Raw genomic sequence first — 18,493 nt, 5'->3', positions numbered from 1 at the left:
CCGACTCCAGAATCAAGGGCAAGCATTCTAGTGAGTCACGCAGCAGAAGTCACCCCACCCGGGACGACGGGAAACTACGCCGGTCGATTAACTTGCAAGGCCCGCACGGCGTGCCGCCGGACCCGTTCATATCAGGGGGCTGCACAGCGCCTTTTGGCACCACGCCGCCGAAATAACTTGTCAAACAACCACAGCCTCGGAAAACACCCTTATTCGGGGTCGATTTCGTTGAACTGGCAGTACTCTTCCCAGGCCATGCCCAGCGCCTCGGCCACTTCGCGATGGGTTTCCAGGCGCATGGCCTGGAGCTGCTCGGGGCTTTCGGCAATCAGTTGCAGCGCCAGCTCCCAGGGCTGGATGCCCTGCTCATCGGCGGCATCCTCGAATGCCCACTCGATCTGCTGGGCCTGCTCGCGCGCATCGAGCTCGCGGATTTCTTCGAGCAGTTGCGGGTTCGCCTCGGCGAATCGCTGCAGCGCCAGGGCCTGGCGGGCTTCTTTGGCAATCATGGGTAATCCTCTACCGGCGTACTGGCCGGCGTTTCAACCGGCTGAAATCTATCAGCTTTTATTGGGGTGCCACCAGAGGATTACAAGGGCCGCACGCATTCTTGCCAGCCAATAGCACATTCCTACGCAAGCAAAAGACGCGGCCTCTAGCCGACTCAATTGCACAACGCTTGAATGGAGTACCTTTTTTGGTACACTGCCATGAGCGAAAAGCCACCCGAACTAGATGCCTGCTTTTATCGAACGCAAGCAGGTAATGAACCAGTCCGCGACTGGCTAGCCACCCTGCCGCGCGACCAGAAACGAATGATCGGAACAGAGATAAAGACAATCCAACTCGGATGGCCGCTGGGCATGCCCCTGGTCAGGAAACTGGAAAGAGGCCTGTGGGAAGCCAGAGTCAACCTGGGCGACACCACAGCACGCGTGCTGTTTACCGTAATCGGCACCCAGATGGCATTGCTTCACGGCTTCATCAAGAAGAGCCAGAAAACGCCGACCATCGAACTGGATACCGCCAGACAGCGCAAAACAGCCCTGGAGAGACATCAACAATGAACCCCCACATCGGCTCCAACTTCGACGACTTTCTCAGCGAACAAGGCCTGGCTGAGGAAGTCACCGCAGCGGCACTCAAGCGCGTCATTGCCTGGCAGATTGCAGAAGCCATGAAAGCCCAGAAGGTGACCAAGAAAATCCTGGCAGAGCGGATGCACACCAGCCGCACCGCGGTGGATCGGGCTCTCGATCAGAACGACCCCGGCATGACCCTGGCAACCCTGGCCAGCGCTGCCCGCGCCCTAGGGCAACGGGTGGAAGTGCGCCTGGTGCCAGAGCACACCCCTGCCCACTCCTGAATCAGCCACCCGGCAAAAAGCAAAAGGGCAGCCCATGGGCTGCCCTTTTTACCGCCACGCCCTCAACAACTTGAAAGCACGCGCTTATAGAAGATGGTGCGGACGAAGAGACTCGAACTCTTACAGCTTGCGCCGCTGGAACCTAAATCCAGTGTGTCTACCAATTTCACCACGTCCGCGCAACGCAGAAAAAACAAAGGCGCCCGATTATACAATCAAGGCGCCTTCGAAGAATATGGGGTGGACGATGGGAATCGAACCCACGACAACTGGAATCACAATCCAGCGCTCTACCAACTGAGCTACGCCCACCATATTGCGGTGTTGCTATGTTGCGGTACTGCCTACAGAAGCATGGTGCGGACGAAGAGACTCGAACTCTTACAGCTTGCGCCGCTGGAACCTAAATCCAGTGTGTCTACCAATTTCACCACGTCCGCGTAGCGCTTAAAACAAAGGCGCCAGATCTGCATCAAGGCGCCTCTGAAGAATATGGGGTGGACGATGGGAATCGAACCCACGACAACTGGAATCACAATCCAGCGCTCTACCAACTGAGCTACGCCCACCATATCGCTATACAGCCTTACTTGCTTGCCCAAGCTGCCTAATGGCGCACCCGGCAGGACTCGAACCTGCGACCATCCGCTTAGAAGGCGGATGCTCTATCCAGCTGAGCTACGGGCGCATAAGCTAAAAGCCTAACCGAACGAGTTACAAACCACCCATTCTGCCCGACTCTGCCAACCAGTGCTAGGCTGTGCCCGACAAGTGCGGCGAATCTTATAGGCGAGCCGTAGGAGCGTCAACACCTTTCTCAAAAAAATTTAAATTATTTAAGGGGTTAGGAGATTTGCCCGACCACCCGCCTTTGCCCTCGGGCCATGTCGTGCGAGAATGCGCCCTCTTTATTGTTCCTTTCTCGATGGTTAATCACGCGTCTATGACTGCACACCTAATCGATGGCAAGGCGATCGCCGCCAACCTGCGCAAAGAGATCGCTCAACGTGTCGAGGAGCGTCGCCAGCAAGGCCTGCGCACGCCGGGCCTGGCGGTGATCCTGGTCGGCACCGACCCTGCCTCCCAAGTCTACGTTTCGCACAAGCGCAAGGACTGCGAAGAGGTCGGCTTCATTTCGCAAGCCTTCGACCTGCCCAGCGATACCACGCAGCAAGCCCTGACCGAGCTGATCGACCGCCTCAACGACGACCCGGCCGTCGACGGCATCCTCCTGCAGCTGCCGCTGCCGGCGCACCTGGACGCCTCGCTGCTGCTCGAGCGCATCCGCCCGGACAAGGACGTCGATGGCTTCCACCCCTACAACATCGGCCGCCTGGCCCAGCGCATCCCGCTGCTGCGCCCCTGCACGCCAAAAGGCATCATGACCCTGCTGCAAAGCACCGGCCAGGACCTGTACGGCATGGACGCGGTCATCGTCGGCGCGTCCAACATCGTCGGCCGGCCGATGGCCATGGAGCTGCTGCTGGCCGGCTGCACCGTGACCGTCTGCCACCGCTTCACCAAGGACCTGGCCGGCCACGTCGGCCGGGCCGACCTGGTGGTCGTGGCCGCCGGCAAGCCGGGCCTGGTCAAGGGTGAGTGGATCAAGCAAGGCGCCATCGTCGTCGACGTGGGCATCAACCGCCAGGACGACGGCAAGCTGGTGGGCGACGTGGTCTACGAGACCGCCCTGCCCCGCGCCGGCTGGATCACCCCGGTGCCGGGCGGCGTCGGGCCGATGACCCGCGCCTGCCTGCTCGAGAACACGCTGTACGCGGCAGAAGAGCTGCACAAGTAACACGGCGTGAAATGAAAACGGCACCTCTGGCAGGTGCCGTTTTTTTTGCCTGCACGCACTGCATTCCTGGTGCTGCCAGGCAACACAGCCGATTCGGCTGCCACGGCCTTGAAATCAGCCGGTCCCGCTGCCCCGCCCCCCTGTTTCAGCCAGCCTTGGCTCCGCGCCCGCGGGACAATAGCCCTGCGCCCACTCTGAGAGCGCTGCTGCAGGGAGACCCCCATGACCCGCTATATCGACGTGCAAGACATCGCCCGCCTGGTCAACCGCAAGGGCCTGGCCACCTGCCTGATGGAAATGGCCGAATACATCCGCCAGGACTACCTGCGCTGGCCAGCCTTCGAGAAATGCGCGCGGGTGGCCAACCACTCGCCCGATGGGGTGATCGAGCTGATGCCGGTGGCAGACGCCAACCTGTACGCCTTCAAGTACGTCAACGGCCACCCGAAGAACACCCGCGTAGGCCTGCCCACGGTCATGGCCTTCGGCACCCTGAGCGAAGTGCGCTCCGGTGCGCCGCTGCTGCTCAGCGAAATGACCCTGACCACCGCGATCCGCACCGCGGCCACCTCGGCCCTGGCGGCGCGCTACCTGGCGCGGGAAGAAAGCCGCAGCATGGCGCTGATCGGCAATGGCTCGCAAAGCGAGTTCCAGGCCATCGCCTTCAAGACGATGCTGGGCATCGATGAAATCCGCCTGTACGACACCGACCCCAAGGCCACGGCGAAACTGGTAGCCAACCTGGCCGGCCGGCCCGGGCTGAAGCTGATCGTCGCCCACTCCGTTGCCGAGGCGGTACGCGGCGCCGACATCGTCACCACGGTCACCGCCGACAAGCGCAACGCCACGATCCTGACCCCAGACATGATCGAGCCCGGCATGCACCTCAATGCCGTGGGCGGCGACTGCCCCGGCAAGACCGAACTGCACCGCGACATCGTCGAGCGCGCGCGGGTGGTCGTCGAGTACGAGCCACAAAGCCGCGTAGAAGGCGAAATCCAGCAGATGCCCGCCAGCTCGCCGGTGACCGAGTTCTGGCAGGTGCTGGCTGGCAAGGCCCCGGGCCGCGAGCACGCCGCGCAAGTGACCCTGTTCGACTCGGTCGGCTTCGCCTTGGAGGACTACTCGGCGCTGCGCTACGTGCTGGACACCGCACGGGCCTTGAACATCGGCCAGGGCATCGCGCTGGTGCCCTCGCTGGAAAACCCCAAGGACTTGTATGCCCTGCTCCAGCCCCGGGTGGTGGGCATTCGCACCACGCCCAAGGCCGGTAGCGCATGCGCCTGATTGACCAGGGGCTGCACGCCAGCCCCTTTTTGCCTAACCTGTGCATGCCCCTTCGACAAAGAAGCCGACGTGCATGGACACCCAGGACACCCCACCGCCGCTGGACCGCATCGACCACGCCATCCTCGATGTGCTGCGCGTGGATGGCCGCATCACCTTCGAAAAGCTCTCCAACCTGGTCCACCTCACCCCGCGCCCGTGCCTTGAGCGCGTGCGCAAGCTGGAGCGGCGCGGCGTGATTCGTGGCTATGGCGCAATCATCGACCCGCACAAGGTCGCCCCGGGCCTGTCGCTGCTGGTGCTGGTGGCCCTGTCCAACCAGCGCGGGCGCGTTGCGCAAAAGGCCTTCGAGGCCGCCATGCGCGCCTGCCCGCAGGTGCACGAGTGCCACTTGATCAGCGGCCATTTCGACTACAGCCTGCAGCTGTACTGCCGCGACATGGAGCATTACCGGGTGCTCAGCGAAAGCTGGATGAACACCGAAGCCCTGCACATCGACAAGCTGGTCGCCCACCCACACCTGGCCGTGGTGAAAAGCAGCGCGGGCGCTATCGACGGGTAGTGTCTATCTACCCGCGCACCTGCCATCGGCATCGCTAGCCTCCCTGCTCCCACCTCCCGCAGGAGCAGACGATGACGCATGCACATCACACCCACCTCGCCCTCATCCAACGCCAGATCCCCGACTGGCTGCGGCAAGCCAGCCCAGAGCAGCGCGCCGAACTGGCGCTGCTGATCCGCGAAAGCCAGCAACAGACGCAGCGCCTGAAGCAGGCCCTGGCGCCCTTGCAGCCGATCGATGCCTTCTGCAAGCCACTGCTGGAACACGCGCTGGCACGCTGGTTCCCGCAAACGCCCGTGGCGAGCCTGCTTGAGGCGCAGGTGTCGTTTACCGGTGACGCCCCGCGCAAGCACCTGTCGATGCTCGAAGCCGCCCTGCAAAATGCCGAAGCCGACACCCCTGCCAAGCTGCTCGCAGCCGACTTCAGCCCATTGGCGCTGGATACCGCGACCCTGGTCCGCGGCATCCGCAACCTGGACTTGGGCCAGCGCTACCGCGCCCACCTGGGCGATATCGTCGATAACGACGCTTTTCGTGCCCTGCTCGAAAAGCAGGACCGCAGTGCGTTGCGCGCCGAACTGGCGATGGCCACCCTGCGCGGGCACCTCGACAGCCACGGCCAGGCGCTGGCACGGGCAGTGCTGGAAGACCAGGCGCAGATCACCCGCGAAAGCGGCAGCCGCGCTGTCCAGCGCCAGTTCATCACCCTGTTCGGCACACCGCTCAATGGCCCGCTGGTCATTCAGTTGCAGGACCCGAGCGCAGACGAAAGCTGCCTGCTGTACCTGCCCGGCGACCCACAAGGCGCGCTGCGCCAGCATGCCTCGCTGGGCGAACTGCGAGCCGCGCTCACCGACCGCCTGGCCGACCATGACTTCCGTGCCTTCTTCATCCGCCACGTGCCCCTGCCGGAGCAGGCCGGGTTCCTCCAACGCCTGCGCGAAACCCTTTACCCCCACTACCCCTACGCCGAACTGCACCCCACCCCGCCGGTGCTGGACAAGGGCGACAGGTTCAGCTGGCTCAAGCGCGCCTTCCCCGGCCCGCGTGACATCTGGCAGGAAACCCGCGACAAGAACGCCAGGCTGCCACTGGGCCTGGAGCAGTGGCCAGGCGACTGCTTCAAAGCGCGCGCGCGAACCCAGGTGGAGCGCAAGTTCATCGATGCCGCCAGCGTTGCAGTACCCGTTGCCCAACTGGATGCCAACGCACAATTGGCGCGCCTGGAAAGCTGGCTGGGCGCCGGGCTGACGGTGCTCAACCTGGCCAGCTTCTTCGTGCCAGGCCTTGCCGAACTGATGCTGGTGGTGGGTGGCGCGCAGATCGTCGACGAATTCCTCGACGGCGTTCACGCCGCCAACGCGCAAGACAGCGACGCGGCCATCGCCCACCTGTTCGGCGTGATCGAGAGCCTGGTGCAGTTCGCTGCGCTGGGCGCCGTGGAAGCACTGAGCGTACCCGCAGGCCCACTGCAGGGCTGGCATCTGGTCGACAGCGAGGCCGGCACTCGGCTGTGGCACGGCGACCTTGCACCTTTTCACCGCGAAGCACCCGGGCAGCTGACCGCGCACGCCGATGGCCTGCATCAAGGGCAAGGGCGAACCTGGCTGAAAACGCCCACCCACAGCTACCCTGTGGAGCAGGCCGGCAATGGCAGCCGGCGCCTGGCCGCAGCGCCAGGGCAGCGCGTGCGGCCGAGCCTGCAGGGCGAGGAGCCTGGGCCATGGGTCTTCGCCCATGAACAACCGCTGCACTGGGATCGCGCTCAACTGTTGCAACGCCTGGCCAACAGCGCAGGTGATCTGGACGCGCCTGCACTGCAGCGCGCCTTGCAATGCAGCGGCTATGACGAAGCGGTGCTGCGCCGGGTCATGGTCGATCGCGAACCCGCCCCGGCACTGCTGCTCGACACCCTGGAGATGCTCGGCGGCCAGGTCCCCCCTGCGCCCGCGCGGGTAGCCCAGGGCGAGTTGCTGGCGCGGGATTTCCCCTCGCTCAGTGCCCGGGCACAAGCCGAGCTGCTGGCCCAGGCACGCCCCGCCGACCTGCTGCAGATGCAACGCACCCAGCGCCTGCCCCTGCGCCTGGGCGAGTCCGCCCGCCTGTACCTGAGGGAGGCCCGGATCAACCGCGCCCTGGCCCGCTTGCACCAGCCCAACGGCCCGGTCGCCGATCGCGACGCCCTGGTGTTTGGCGCCCTCCCACAGCTACCCGGCTGGACCGGCGAGGTTCGCATCGAACTGCGCGAAGGTTCGGTTTCCGGCCGGCTGCTGCAGGCCTGCGGCCCGGAGGCGCTGCCGGCGAAACGCATCGTTCGCAGCGAGAACGGGTACGAGCCGCTCAATGAGCAAGGCGAGGCCCTGGCCAACCGGGCGGATGTCTTCCAGGCGCTGCTCAACGCCCTACCCGACAGCGAACGCACCGCCCTCGGCCTGCAGATCCATGAGCCCGACGCGCTCAAGGATGCCCTGCTCGCCCTGCTCGCCAGCGATCGCGCCTCGGCGGCGCGGCACCTGGGCATGCAGCCGGTGCGCCCCTGGTACCGTTTGCCACGGCGGCTGCCCGGCGGCCAGTTCGGTTATCCCTTGAGCGGGCGCGGCCTGGGCTGGGTCAGCGAAGACGAACTGTTCAACCGGCTATTCCCCTCCACCGAACCACAAGCGAACCAGGCGCTGCGCCAACGCCTGCACCAGGAAGCGGGAGGGCAACCATTGAGCGCATTGCTCGAACGCCTCAGGGGCGAGTACCTGCAGCTCGAAAGCACCCTTCAGTTGTGGATCCATGACCCGCATGTCGCCAACGGCGCCTCGCTGGCGGCGCAGCGCGCAGTGCGCGGTGAAGCGGCCAGGCGCCTGCGCATGGCCTGGCGCCGCGAATCGACCCATGCTGCCAGCAGGGTCGACCATGTGATTCTCGAACTCGATGGCCACAACCTCGGCCAGCTGCCCACCCTGCCGGCACCGATGCCCCATGTGCGCCAGCTGCGCATCACCTACCTGTCCGGCTCAGCGGTTGACAGCCTGGATGACTTCCTGGGCGGCTTCACCAACGTGCAGACCCTGGACCTTGAGTACAACACGCTGGAAGCCATCCCACCTTCGATCGGGCAGATGGATGCCCTGCAGAGCCTGGACCTGTCGAGCAACAGCGTGGACCTGGACGAGGCTGCCAACCTCGAGCTGCTGGCCGGGCGGCGCAACCTGCGGCGCCTGAACCTGGGCAACGCGCTTCTCGATCTCCCGGTAGCGGCGCTGGAGCGGCTGGCGAGCCTGCCGTCGCTGACTACCCTGGCCATCGACAACAATGGCCTGAACCTCACCACCGAGCACTTCGAGGCATTGCAGCGCTGGCCGTCGCTGATCGACCTGAGCATGACCAGCAACGACACCACCCTGACCGAAGAAAGCCGGGCCGCGCTCGCCCGCCTGAACCGCCTGCAGACCCTGTTCCTCGGCGAGAACCCGCTGGACCTGGCACCCGATGTCAGCGGCTGGCACCACCTGCAGGCCCTGGACCTGCAGCAAACCGGCATAGACGAGTGGCCCACCGGCCTTACCGAGCTGATGAACCAGCGCCCGCTACACCTGCACAGCCTGGACCTCAGCGAGAACGAGCTCACCGAAGCCCCTGACCTGCAGGGCAGCGCGTTCGCCGAGGCGGTGCATGGGGCCCAGCCAAGCGCTTCTTTCGATTTCGACAACAACCCGTTCACCGCACAAGCCCACCAGCGCCTGGCCGATGCCGGGATGCCCGCGCTCGGCGATAACGAGGGCGAAGAGCCTTGGTTCATCGACTGGCCTGAAGACCTGCTGGAGCACCACGCACTGACCGCCAACGAGCCGTCCTGGCAGCCGCTGTACGAGCTGTTCGAGCGGGTGGCCCAGACAGCGGATTACCAGACCCAGCCGCTGCATGTGCGCACCCGCATGCAGCACGTGCTGCGCACGCTCAGCGAGAACCCCGGCGAAGCGGCCGAGGGTGGATGGGGCCGGGCGCAGTTGCACGAGCAGGTAATGGAGGCGATCGACGATGCCACCCAGGGCTGCGTCGACCAGGCCAGCCTGCTGTTCCAGCAGATCGAAACCGACGTGATGCTGTGGGACGCGGTCAACACCGCAGCGCCCGGCACTCACAGCGAGCAGGTGGCACTGAACAGTGCTGCCGGCCTGCTGCGCCAGCAGCGCCTCGACGAGCGCATCGGCGACTTGTTCAATGCCCGCGTGGCCCGGCGCCGGGCACTGGCGCAAGCGGCTGATGCGCAAGCACGTGAAGCTGCCCCCGCGCTGGACGCCGACGACGACCTCAACGACGTTGCACTGACCGAGCCGGACTACAACGTCGACGAAATCGAAATGGCCCTGCACGCGCGCATGCAGCTACGCGGGCCGCTCGGGCTACCGCCGCAACCGCAGGTGATCCGCTTCGACTACCTGGCACGCCTGAGCCCGGCGACCGTCAACCGCCTGGGTGCTGGCATAAACGCGCAGGTGGACGCCGCCCTGTTCAGCCAATGGGCATGCGACCAGCGCTTCTGGCAGCAGTGGCTGCGCCGCCTGCGTGCCGGGGAATTCCAGGCGCTGGCCAGGGAATGGGAGGCGGCCAGCGAGTACCACAGCGAACTGACCGAGCCCACGCAGAGCCTGGGGAACTACACCGGGCCGCGCGTACCGGCGGCCTACATCGATGCGCTGGAGCGCGAGCTGGGCCACATCGACGGCCTGCAATGGCGCCAGGGCGGCGCCTTGCAGCGGGTCGACCTCGTGTCCGGGCGCCATGCCGATGAAAGCGCCATCTACCAGCGGGCCAGCGAGCTGCTGCTCAGCACCCGCAAGGCAGCCGAAGACGCGCTGCTGCGCAGCCTGACCGAGGCCATGGCCAGCACCCTCACCTGAACCGGCTAGGCATCCTGCCATTCGCTGGGTTGCCGATAACCCGCCACCCACGGCACCACCTGGGTGGCGGGCATCGGTGGGGCAATGCAGTAGCCCTGCGCCAGTTCGCAGCCCAGCGCCATCAGCACCCGCCCATGCTCGACACTCTCCAGCCCTTCGGCCACCACCTCGCGGCCGAAGGCCCGCGCCAGGCCGATCACCGCGCCGGTCAGGGCCAGGTCGTCCTGGTCGTGGAGGATGTCGCGCACGAACGACTTGTCGATCTTGATGGTCTGGGTCGGCAGCCGCTTGAGGTAGCTCAACGACGAGTAGCCGGTACCGAAATCATCCAGGGAAAACCGCACCCCCAGCGCCTGGCAGGCTTCCAGGCAGCGGCTGACATGCTGCAAGTTGTCGATCGCCACCGACTCGACGATCTCCAGGTCCAACCGGGCTGGGTCAACATGCGGATAGGCCGCCAGCAACTGCTTCAGCCGTTCGACGAAATCGCCACGCTGCAAATGCCGCGCCGCGATGTTCACGCTCAGCGACCAGGGTTTGCCCAGCCGCTGCCAGGCCAGCAGGCGCTGCAAGGCCTGGGCGATCACCCACTCGCCGATCTCGACGATCAGGTCGGTCTGCTCCACCAGCGGCAGGAACTCGCCGGGCAATACCAGCTCGCCCGACGGGCGCTGCCAGCGCAGCAACGCCTCGAAGCCCAGCACCTGGCCGGTGCGCAGGTTGACCTTGGGTTGATAGTGCAGGCTCAGCTCGCGGTTGCGCAGCGCCCAGCGCACCCGCGCCACGGTCTGGTGGGTGGCCTTGAGCTCGAGCTCCTCGGAAACGTCGAACACCTGGTAGCGGTTGCGCCCGCGCTGCTTGGCCACGTACATGGCCTGGTCGGCATGGCGCACCAAGGTGTCGGCGTCCTCGTCATCCTGCGGGAACAAGGTCACGCCGATGCTGGCGCTCAAGGTCAGGCGCTGTTCGCGGATCACATAGGGCGCGGCCAGCGCCCGCAACACCCGCTGCAGGGCCATATGCAACTGCTGGGGGTTGTCGACGTGGCGCAGGATCAGCACGAATTCGTCGCCCGACAGCCGCGCCACGGCATCGCCACCACGCAGGATGCCCTTCAGCCGCTGCGCAACTTCCACCAGCAGCAGGTCGCCGGCGGCGTGCCCGTAGCCATCGTTGACCGCCTTGAAGCCGTCCAGGTCGAGCATGCACACCGCCAGCGCAATGTCTTCCCGGCGCGAGAAGGCCAAAGCCTGGTTGAGCAGGTCAGACAGGTAGGCGCGGTTGGGCAGGCCGGTGAGCACATCGTGGCCCACCCGCCACTGCAGGGTGTGCAGCAACTGGCGCTTCTCGGTCACATCGAAGCGGATCGACACATACTTGCGCACCTTGCCGCTGGCCGGGTCCACCAGCGGCACCATGGTGCTGTCGACCCAGTACAACGAGCCGTCCTTGGCGCGGTTGCAGATCTCGCCCTTCCACACCCTGCCCGCCGCCAGTGCCCGCCACATGCCGAGGAAGAACTCCGGCTCGTGCAGGCCTGAATTGAGAATGCGGTGGTTGGCCCCCAGCAGCTCCTCGCGGCTGTAGCCGGAGATGCTGCAGAACTGCTGGTTGACGTAGGTGATACGCCCGCGCAGGTCGGTTTCGGAAAAGATCGCGGCCGCGTCCACGGCCGCACGGTAGTTATCGTCCATAAGCATCCTGCTTCAGCGGTTGAAGCGCTCCACCAGGGCGCGCAAGCCGGCGCACACCTGCTCCAGCTCCGCACCGCGCGAGGCGGCGGCGTTGGCACTGTGGGCGCTTTGCTGGGCAATGCCCGCCACGCCATTGATCTGCCGCGAAACGTCCTCGGCCACTGCCGACTGCTGCTGCGAGGCGGTGGCCATCTGCTGGCTCATGCTGCTGATGCGCTGCACCGCGTCGCGGATGCCATGCAGGGTCTGCTGCGCCTGCTGCACCTGGGCCACGCCCTGCTCCGCTGCCGCGCTGCCCTGGCTGGCCATGCCCACGGCCTGCTCGGCGCCGCTGCGCAGGGCGTCGATGATGCTCTGGATATGCAGGGTCGATTGCCGGGTCTTGTCGGCCAGGGCGCGCACTTCATCGGCGACCACCGCAAAACCGCGGCCTTGCTCGCCGGCCCGCGCCGCTTCGATGGCGGCATTGAGGGCCAGCAGGTTGGTCTGCTCGGCGATGGCGCGGATCATCCCGGTGGCCTCGCCAATCCCGGCGCACTGGCCGGCCAGGTGCAGCACCGCCTGGTTGATCTGCTCGACGGTGGCGGCCAGCGCCTGGATCGCCGCGCCACTGGCATCGGCCACCTGGCTGCCCTGCTCGGCCAGCAGGTGCACGGTTTGCGCTTCGCCTGCGCTGAGTTGCACATGGCTGGCGACCTCGCTGATGGAGGCGGCCATCTCGGTCATCGCCGTGGCGCTGAGGTCGGTTTGCGCGCGTTGCTCCAGCAGCGCCGCCTCGGTGCCGCGAGACAGGCGCCCGGCGTCCTGGGCGGCCACGGCCATTTGCGTGGCCAGGTCGCTCAGGCGCGTGAGCGCGGTCTTCAGGCGGGCTTCTTCGCTGGTCAGCACCAGTTGCAACTGCCCGGCCGCACCGGGCAGGTCGCTGTAGGTCAGCGCGGCCAGCGGGTCGGCGAAGGTGCCTTCGGCGCCCTCGATCACCTGCTGCATCTGCCGGCCGAGGCTATTGCGCATCCACAGCCCGTAGGCCGCGAACAGCGCCAAGGTCAGCCCCTGGCCAGGCAGCCCGGGCCAGAGCTGGTTGGCGCCCACGGCAAGCACCCCGCCCAGCAGTGGCAAGGCCAGCGCCTGGCCCAGCAGCGCCAGCCGGCGGCCCGCAGGCAGCGGGCCCTTGCCCTCGGCCAGGCGCGCGTACAACGCCTCGGCCCGGCGCACCTGCTCACGGGTCGGGCAGACCCGCACCGACTCGTAGCCCACCACCCGCCCGCCTTCGCGTATCGGTGTGACATAGGCATTGACCCAGTAGTAGTCGCCATTGCGGCAGCGGTTCTTGACGATCCCCATCCAGCTCTTGCCGGCCTTGAGGTAGCGCCACATCAGCTCGTACACCGCCGGCGGCATGTCCGGGTGGCGTACCAGGTTGTGCGGGCTACCGATCAGCTCGGCTTCGCTGTAGCCGCTGATGGCGGCGAATTCGGGGTTGCAGTAGGTGATCAGGCTGGCGGTGTCGGTGGCCGAAATCAGCCGCTGATCCTGGGGGAAACATTGCTCGACCGGGGTTACCGGCAAGTTGAGGCGCACGATGAGACTCCATTCACTGACGGCCCGGACGCTGCCCATTGGCAGCCATCGGAACCGATCCACGTCGATCCGCTCCAATGTGCAAATGTGCATCCAGCAGCCCGGGCCTGGCGCCCGATCGGGCTGGATGCGCGACGTTGACTATCCGGTCAAGCCAAGAATTCTACGAAATCCGTCACAAAAATGAAATGAAAGTGATGAAATATGGCGTTGTGCTATATGGATGAATATCGTTAAGTTCTTGATTCTGCATGGGAATTAAGTGATGACGAGATCAGGTCTGGGTTTTGCCCTGCGCCGCTACCGCAAACTGGCGGGTCTGACGCAGGCACAATTCGCCGAACGGACCGGTTTCGATCCCAAGACCATCAGCCGCTTCGAAACCGGCACCTACAGCCCCAGCATCGACGCCCTGTTGATGTTCGCCGGGGTATTGGGCATCAAGCCCAAGGAATTCTTCGCCGAACCCGACGACGAACAGGAGCAGCGCGCCTATCTGTTCGGCGTCATCCACAACGCCCCGCCCAAGGATCTTGGCAAGCTGATTGCAGCGGTCGACCAGGTGCTGGCCAAGCCCTGACCCCGTTCGTCCCACCGCTTGAGTGACCCTTTCCCACCCACGCACCGGACTAGAGCCCGGCAGGCCATCGTGCACCACAACTGGTCAGACCGGTAAGGCCAAAAACCCTTGCCTTGTAGGAAATTTCGCGGTTTTATGGCTCCGCGCTAAACAAACCGGTAAGACCACAAAAATAAATAAGTCCTGCGCTCTTTCGCCCCGTGCGGCACCGAAGCAAGGACACCGACAGAGATACCTCCCATGCTCAAATGGTGCTCGCGTTCGATCTTCCTGCAAGTGGTGCTCGGCCTTGCCCTCGGCATCGCCTGCGGCCTCAGCTTCCCCGACCTTTCCCTGCAACTCAAACCCCTGGGCGACGGCTTCATCAAGCTGATCAAGATGCTGATCGGCCTGATCGTGTTCTGCGTGGTGGTCAGCGGCATTTCCGGTGCCGGCGACCTGAAGAAAGTCGGCCGCATCGGCCTCAAATCGGTGATCTACTTCGAAGTGCTGACCACCATCGCCCTGGTCATCGGCCTGGTGTTCGCCTTCAGCAGCGGCATCGGCAGCGGTGCCAACATCCACCTGGACCAGCTGTCCAGCGCCGACGCCAGCAGCCTGGCCGAGCGTGGCCAGCACATCCACGGCGCCACCGCGTTCTTCATGGACCTGATCCCGACCTCGGTGGTGGGCGCCTTTGCCGACAACAACATCCTCCAGGTCCTGCTGTTCTCGGTGCTGTTCGGCAGCGCGCTGAACCTGGTGGGTGAATCGGCGGCCGGCATCTCGCGGCTGATCAACGAACTGAGCCACGTGATCTTCCGCATCATGGGCATGATCGTGCGCCTGGCGCCGATCGGCGTGTTCGGCGCCATCGCCTTCACCACCAGCAAGTACGGCCTGGAATCGCTGCAGCACCTGGGCGGCCTGGTGGCGCTGTTCTACCTGACCTGCGCAGGCTTCGTGCTGATCGTGCTGGGCACGGTGATGCGCATTTCCGGCCTGAAGCTGCTGCCGTTCATCAAGTACCTGCGCGAAGAGCTGACCATCGTCCTGGGCACCGCCTCCTCCGACGCCGTGCTGCCGCAGATCATGCGCAAGCTCGAACACCTGGGCATCGGCAGCTCCACCGTCGGCCTGGTGATCCCCACCGGCTACTCGTTCAACCTCGATGGCTTCTCCATCTACCTGACCCTGGCCATCGTGTTCATCGCCAACGCCACCGGCACGCCGCTGGAAATGACCGATCTGCTGACCATCCTGCTGGTGTCGCTGGTGACTTCCAAGGGTGCCCACGGCATCCCAGGCTCGGCGCTGGTGATCCTCGCCGCCACCCTCACCGCCGTGCCGGCCATCCCCGTGGTGGGCCTGGTGCTGGTGCTGGCGGTGGACTGGTTCATGGGCATTGGCCGAGCCTTGACTAACCTGATCGGCAACTGCGTGGCCACGGTGGCCATCGCCCGTTGGGAAAAGGACATCGACCTTGAGCGCGCGCAGAACGTGCTCGATGGCAAACCCGGCTTCGCCCATGCACCGCGCAAGGCCGCCAACGCCCATCAACAGGAATTCTGAGCCCATGTGGCCGGCGCTGGCGCCGGCCCTTTCAGGAGCGAAACGTGATCAGCTCATCGACCGTCGTCACCTCAGTGGTGGAAAAACTGCGCCAAGCCCTGGCCCGCGGCCAGTGGCGCTCCGGCGACATGCTGCCGGGCCAGCGTGAACTGGCCGAGCAACTGGGCATCAGCCGCCCCAGCCTGCGCGAAGCGGTGACCGTGCTGGAAACCCTCGGCCTGGTGCGTTCGATGCCGGGCAAGGGCGTGCTGGTGCTGGACGCCGAGGCCGCCACGCTGGAAACCGCCAGCGATACCGCCGCCGCCAGCCTGGCCGACGTGCTGGAGCTGCGCTACACCCTCGAACCCTTCATCGTCGGCCTGGTGGCGCAGTCGGCCAACAGCCAGGACATCGGCCAACTGCGCCTGACCCTGATGGACATGCGCGAAGCCCTGGAGGCCGATGACAGCGAGGCCGGTGCCAAGGCCTACATCGCCTTCCACGAAGCGCTGTTCGCCCTGACCACCAACCCGATCTTCCAGAGCGTGGTGCAGCAGACCGGCAATGCCCTCAAGCAGAGCGCCGGCATGCTGCGCAACTCGCCCGAGCACCTGGCCGCGCGGCTCAAGGAAAACGAAGCGGTGGTGCGCGCCATCCGCGAGCGCAACAGCGCCCAGGCCAGTGCCCAGATGCGCCAGCACATCCTCGCCGAGGGCCAGCGCATGGGCATCGAATTGAACATCCCGGACGACCATCCGCAGCCCTGACCCAAAGGAGAGCGACCATGACCGCCTGCGCCCACGCCGCCCCCCGCCTGCCTGCCCTGCTCGCCGCCGGCGAAACCCGCCTGTCGGCCGAGCAGATCTACCCACGCCTGTTCGACGCCATCCTCGAACAGCGCCTGCCGCCTGGCAGCCTGCTGCCCGAACAGGCCCTGGGCAACGCATTCGGCGTTAGCCGCACGGTGATCCGCCGGGTGCTCGGGCGCCTCTCCGACCAGCAGGTGGTGGTGCAGCGCCCCAGCCACACCGCGCACCTGGCCGCCCCCGACCCGCAACAGGCGCGCCAGGTGCTCAGCGCCCGGCGCCTGGCCGAAACCACCTTGATCAGCCTGGCCGCGCAGCGTGCCCGGCCGGCGCAGGTGCGCCAGTTGCGCCAGCTGGTGGAGCGCGAACGCCAGCATCACGAACGCGGCGAGCGCTGTGCGGCGATCCGCCTGGGTGGCGAGTTCCACCTCAAGCTCGCCCAGGTGGCCGCCAACGCACCGCTGGCGCGGTTTCTCAATGGGCTGGTGCCGATGACCTCGCTGATCATCGCCCGCTACGAATCGCCCTGCTGCGACCACTGCGCCTGGCAGGAGCACGCGGCGATCATCGATGCCGTGGAAGCCGGTGACGAAGGGGCGGCGCTGGCGTTGATGCACGAGCACCTGGACCGCCTGGAAGACAAGCTGAACCTGGAGTGAATGGGCCGCTGCACCTGTGGCAGCCGGCATGCCGGCGATGGGCTGCAGCGCAGCCCCCAGCACCGCGCCCTATACTCGGATAACCGCCCAGCCTCTACCCCAGGGAGGCCACCGAGTGAGCTTGCGCATCCCCCTGCTGCTCTGCCTTGTGCTGGCCCTCGCCGGCTGCGCCGGCAAACGCCCTGCTCCACCGCCGCCGCCCGCCGTACTCAACCCCGCCGCCTGGCAACGCATCGACCAGGAGCTGATCGATGCCTCGGTCGGCGCCGCAGGCTCGGCCAACGACTATGCGCGGCGCTCGATGCGGGTGTGGAAGGAGCAGGTGCAGCAGCGCACCGAGAGCGATTTCATCCCCTGGTTCACCGGCTACTGGACCCAGCAATGGCTGACCCTCAAGGTGGCCTGGTACAAGCTCGACAGCGGCGAAGGCCGCGAGCCTGCGGAAAAACGCCTGGCCCTGTACCTGCAGGAGCAATACCACAAGCGGGTGATCGACCCGGTGGCCGAGCAGATCAACCCCGAAAGCATCCGCGACCGCGCCTGCGAGCTGTACATCCAGCTGTTCGGCCAGCAGTTGCCGGCCATCATTCAGCGCTACAACGCCCCGCCCGAGCAGGTCAGCCAGCGCCTCAACCGCATCCCGGCGATCAACCTGGGCCCACCGCCGGCGCGCAATGCCAGCCTCTACCAACTGCTGCGGGCCAAGGCCCTGGACCAGCAACCCGCCTGGCTGGCCCTGCGCGAATACTTGCATCAACAAGCCGCCAAGGGGCCGGGCAGGACCGATGTCGGCCTGTCATCGGTGGCCAACCGCGCCAGCGAAAAACTCGGCGCCACGCTCGCCCCACGGGGCATTGCCAGCGCCGTGGCCAGCGCGGTGGGCAAGGTGGCCGGAGCGATGATTTCGGTGGCGGCGGCGGGCTACGGGATGATCACCCATGACCGCGACCACCCGGAGATGGTCGAGCAGTTGCGGGTGATCCTCAACGTGGCGCTCAACCAGGAGTGGCAGGAGTTGATGGAAAACCGCCAGAGCGGGGCCATGGCGGGGGTGTACTACTTGTCGGGGCAGGTCGAGGACAGCCTGCTGGCCAGTGCGCCGCGGGCGCAGGAGCCGGAAGAGGTGCCACAAGCCCAGCAACCGTTGCTGATTCGCCTGCCCTAGCGGCAATCCGTACTGGCCTCTGTGGGAGCGGGCTTGCCCCGCGAAGAGGCCGCTACTGACACCCTCAGGCAGTGGCCATCGCCGATGTCGGCAAACCAAAGATCCGGTCAAAGGCCCAGTTGTAGGCAAAGGTGTAGCACGGCACCAGAATGATGAACGCCAGGTCCACCAGAAACGCCTCGACCAGGCTCATGCCCAGCCACCAGGCAATCAGCGGAATCAGGTACACCACCAAGGTCAGCTGGAACCCCACCGCATGCGCCACCCGCCGCGCCACGCTGCGCCCGCGCTTGGCCTGGCGGCTTTCCCAGTACTCGAACAGACTGTTGTAGATCAGGTTCCAGAGCATGGCGATGGTGGTGATCATCACCGCCAGCGGCCCGGTGTGCGAGGCCTGGGTGTCGGACAGATACGCCAGCCCCAGGGTCGACATGCACAGCCCGATCAGTTCATAGAAGGTCACATAGACCAGTTTGCGTTTGACTCCCTGCACCGGGAAAACCTCATGTCGCGAAAACGAAGGGCGCAAGGATGCTTCAATTAACCTGACAGAAAAAGTTGGCAGCTTTCAGATTA

The 18,493-nt window shown here is 65.6% G+C and carries 15 protein-coding genes, 5 tRNA genes and 1 pseudogene; 11 read left to right on the top strand and 10 right to left on the bottom strand.

The genetic code is table 11. The annotated features are described in order from the left end of the window. Window positions 1-209: 209 nt before the first annotated feature. Entirely contained in the window at window positions 210-509 is a 300-nt protein-coding gene (locus B3E94_RS21600) for a DUF6388 family protein (RefSeq protein WP_039603708.1), read from the bottom strand. A gap of 201 nt (window positions 510-710) precedes the next feature. Here B3E94_RS21600 and B3E94_RS21595 point away from each other — a divergent pair, with 201 nt between their 5' ends. Then, window positions 711-1,067: a type II toxin-antitoxin system RelE/ParE family toxin gene (locus B3E94_RS21595; protein ID WP_286915130.1), complete on the top strand. Its 357-nt coding sequence runs from the start codon at window positions 711-713 to the stop codon at window positions 1,065-1,067. Next, window positions 1,064-1,366: a helix-turn-helix domain-containing protein gene (locus B3E94_RS21590; protein ID WP_236237246.1), complete on the top strand. Its 303-nt coding sequence runs from the start codon at window positions 1,064-1,066 to the stop codon at window positions 1,364-1,366. The genes B3E94_RS21595 and B3E94_RS21590 overlap by 4 nt, the downstream gene beginning before the upstream one ends. 94 nt (window positions 1,367-1,460) lie before the next feature. Here B3E94_RS21590 and B3E94_RS21585 read toward each other — a convergent pair. From B3E94_RS21585 to B3E94_RS21565, 5 genes are all read right to left on the bottom strand, one after another. After that, window positions 1,461-1,545 (bottom strand) — tRNA-Leu (locus B3E94_RS21585). Between the two features lie 57 nt (window positions 1,546-1,602). Next, window positions 1,603-1,678 (bottom strand) — tRNA-His (locus tag B3E94_RS21580). Between the two features lie 43 nt (window positions 1,679-1,721). Continuing rightward, window positions 1,722-1,806: transfer RNA gene (locus B3E94_RS21575), tRNA-Leu, on the bottom strand. A 53-nt stretch (window positions 1,807-1,859) separates the two neighbouring features. Beyond that, a tRNA-His gene (locus B3E94_RS21570) sits at window positions 1,860-1,935 on the bottom strand. Window positions 1,936-1,977: 42 nt separating this feature from the next. Then, window positions 1,978-2,054: transfer RNA gene (locus B3E94_RS21565), tRNA-Arg, on the bottom strand. Window positions 2,055-2,309: 255 nt separating this feature from the next. Here B3E94_RS21565 and folD point away from each other — a divergent pair. The 4 genes from folD to B3E94_RS21545 all read left to right on the top strand — a co-directional run bounded on the left by folD (window position 2,310) and on the right by B3E94_RS21545 (window position 9,905). Beyond that, window positions 2,310-3,164, top strand: coding sequence for a bifunctional methylenetetrahydrofolate dehydrogenase/methenyltetrahydrofolate cyclohydrolase FolD (folD, locus tag B3E94_RS21560; RefSeq protein ID WP_176512100.1), 855 nt, complete (start codon window positions 2,310-2,312; stop codon window positions 3,162-3,164). A gap of 222 nt (window positions 3,165-3,386) precedes the next feature. Beyond that, entirely contained in the window at window positions 3,387-4,451 is a 1,065-nt protein-coding gene (locus tag B3E94_RS21555) for an ornithine cyclodeaminase (RefSeq protein ID WP_286915129.1), read from the top strand. A gap of 73 nt (window positions 4,452-4,524) precedes the next feature. Further along, window positions 4,525-5,013 (top strand): Lrp/AsnC family transcriptional regulator, encoded by a 489-nt coding sequence (locus B3E94_RS21550; protein WP_286915128.1) that lies wholly within the window; start codon window positions 4,525-4,527, stop codon window positions 5,011-5,013. Window positions 5,014-5,084: 71 nt separating this feature from the next. Beyond that, window positions 5,085-9,905 (top strand): dermonecrotic toxin domain-containing protein, encoded by a 4,821-nt coding sequence (locus tag B3E94_RS21545; protein ID WP_286915127.1) that lies wholly within the window; start codon window positions 5,085-5,087, stop codon window positions 9,903-9,905. Window positions 9,906-9,910: 5 nt separating this feature from the next. Here the strand turns inward: B3E94_RS21545 and B3E94_RS21540 are convergent, their stop codons facing one another. The 3 genes and pseudogenes from B3E94_RS21540 to B3E94_RS25655 form a co-directional block, all read right to left on the bottom strand. Continuing rightward, window positions 9,911-11,599 (bottom strand): putative bifunctional diguanylate cyclase/phosphodiesterase, encoded by a 1,689-nt coding sequence (locus tag B3E94_RS21540; RefSeq protein ID WP_176512104.1) that lies wholly within the window; start codon window positions 11,597-11,599, stop codon window positions 9,911-9,913. A 12-nt stretch (window positions 11,600-11,611) separates the two neighbouring features. After that, window positions 11,612-12,688, bottom strand: a complete 1,077-nt coding sequence (locus B3E94_RS21535) for a methyl-accepting chemotaxis protein (RefSeq protein ID WP_409521268.1) — start codon at window positions 12,686-12,688, stop codon at window positions 11,612-11,614. Window positions 12,689-12,847: 159 nt separating this feature from the next. Then, window positions 12,848-13,216, bottom strand: a pseudogene (locus B3E94_RS25655) (PAS domain-containing protein); the annotation flags it as partial. Window positions 13,217-13,442: 226 nt separating this feature from the next. Between B3E94_RS25655 and B3E94_RS21530 the strand changes: the two are divergent. From B3E94_RS21530 to B3E94_RS21510, 5 genes are all read left to right on the top strand, one after another. After that, window positions 13,443-13,757, top strand: coding sequence for a helix-turn-helix domain-containing protein (locus B3E94_RS21530; RefSeq protein ID WP_176512106.1), 315 nt, complete (start codon window positions 13,443-13,445; stop codon window positions 13,755-13,757). Between the two features lie 240 nt (window positions 13,758-13,997). Then, window positions 13,998-15,308 carry a C4-dicarboxylate transporter DctA gene (locus tag B3E94_RS21525; protein ID WP_176512107.1) on the top strand — a complete coding sequence of 437 codons (1,311 nt, stop codon included), beginning with the start codon at window positions 13,998-14,000 and terminating at the stop codon, window positions 15,306-15,308. Window positions 15,309-15,352: 44 nt separating this feature from the next. After that, a complete protein-coding gene (locus B3E94_RS21520; protein WP_286915125.1) occupies window positions 15,353-16,054 on the top strand; it encodes a FadR/GntR family transcriptional regulator in 702 nt (233 codons plus the stop codon). A gap of 17 nt (window positions 16,055-16,071) precedes the next feature. Further along, the gene (locus B3E94_RS21515; RefSeq protein ID WP_176512109.1) at window positions 16,072-16,752 is read left to right on the top strand and encodes a GntR family transcriptional regulator; all 681 of its coding nucleotides are present in this window, start codon (window positions 16,072-16,074) and stop codon (window positions 16,750-16,752) included. Between the two features lie 115 nt (window positions 16,753-16,867). Then, the gene (locus B3E94_RS21510) at window positions 16,868-17,917 is read left to right on the top strand and encodes a hypothetical protein (RefSeq protein ID WP_286915124.1); all 1,050 of its coding nucleotides are present in this window, start codon (window positions 16,868-16,870) and stop codon (window positions 17,915-17,917) included. Window positions 17,918-17,981: 64 nt separating this feature from the next. On the opposite strand, the gene B3E94_RS21505 is transcribed toward B3E94_RS21510, so the two are convergent. Beyond that, window positions 17,982-18,410, bottom strand: coding sequence for a PACE efflux transporter (locus tag B3E94_RS21505; protein ID WP_176512111.1), 429 nt, complete (start codon window positions 18,408-18,410; stop codon window positions 17,982-17,984). Window positions 18,411-18,493: the final 83 nt, after the last annotated feature.

This window comes from Pseudomonas sp. UBA6315 (assembly GCF_002438125.1).
Taxonomy (GTDB): Bacteria; Pseudomonadota; Gammaproteobacteria; order Pseudomonadales; family Pseudomonadaceae; genus Aquipseudomonas; species Aquipseudomonas faucium.
The sequence above is the reverse complement of the archived record's forward strand: the minus strand, read 5'-3'. Positions and strand labels throughout refer to the sequence as shown.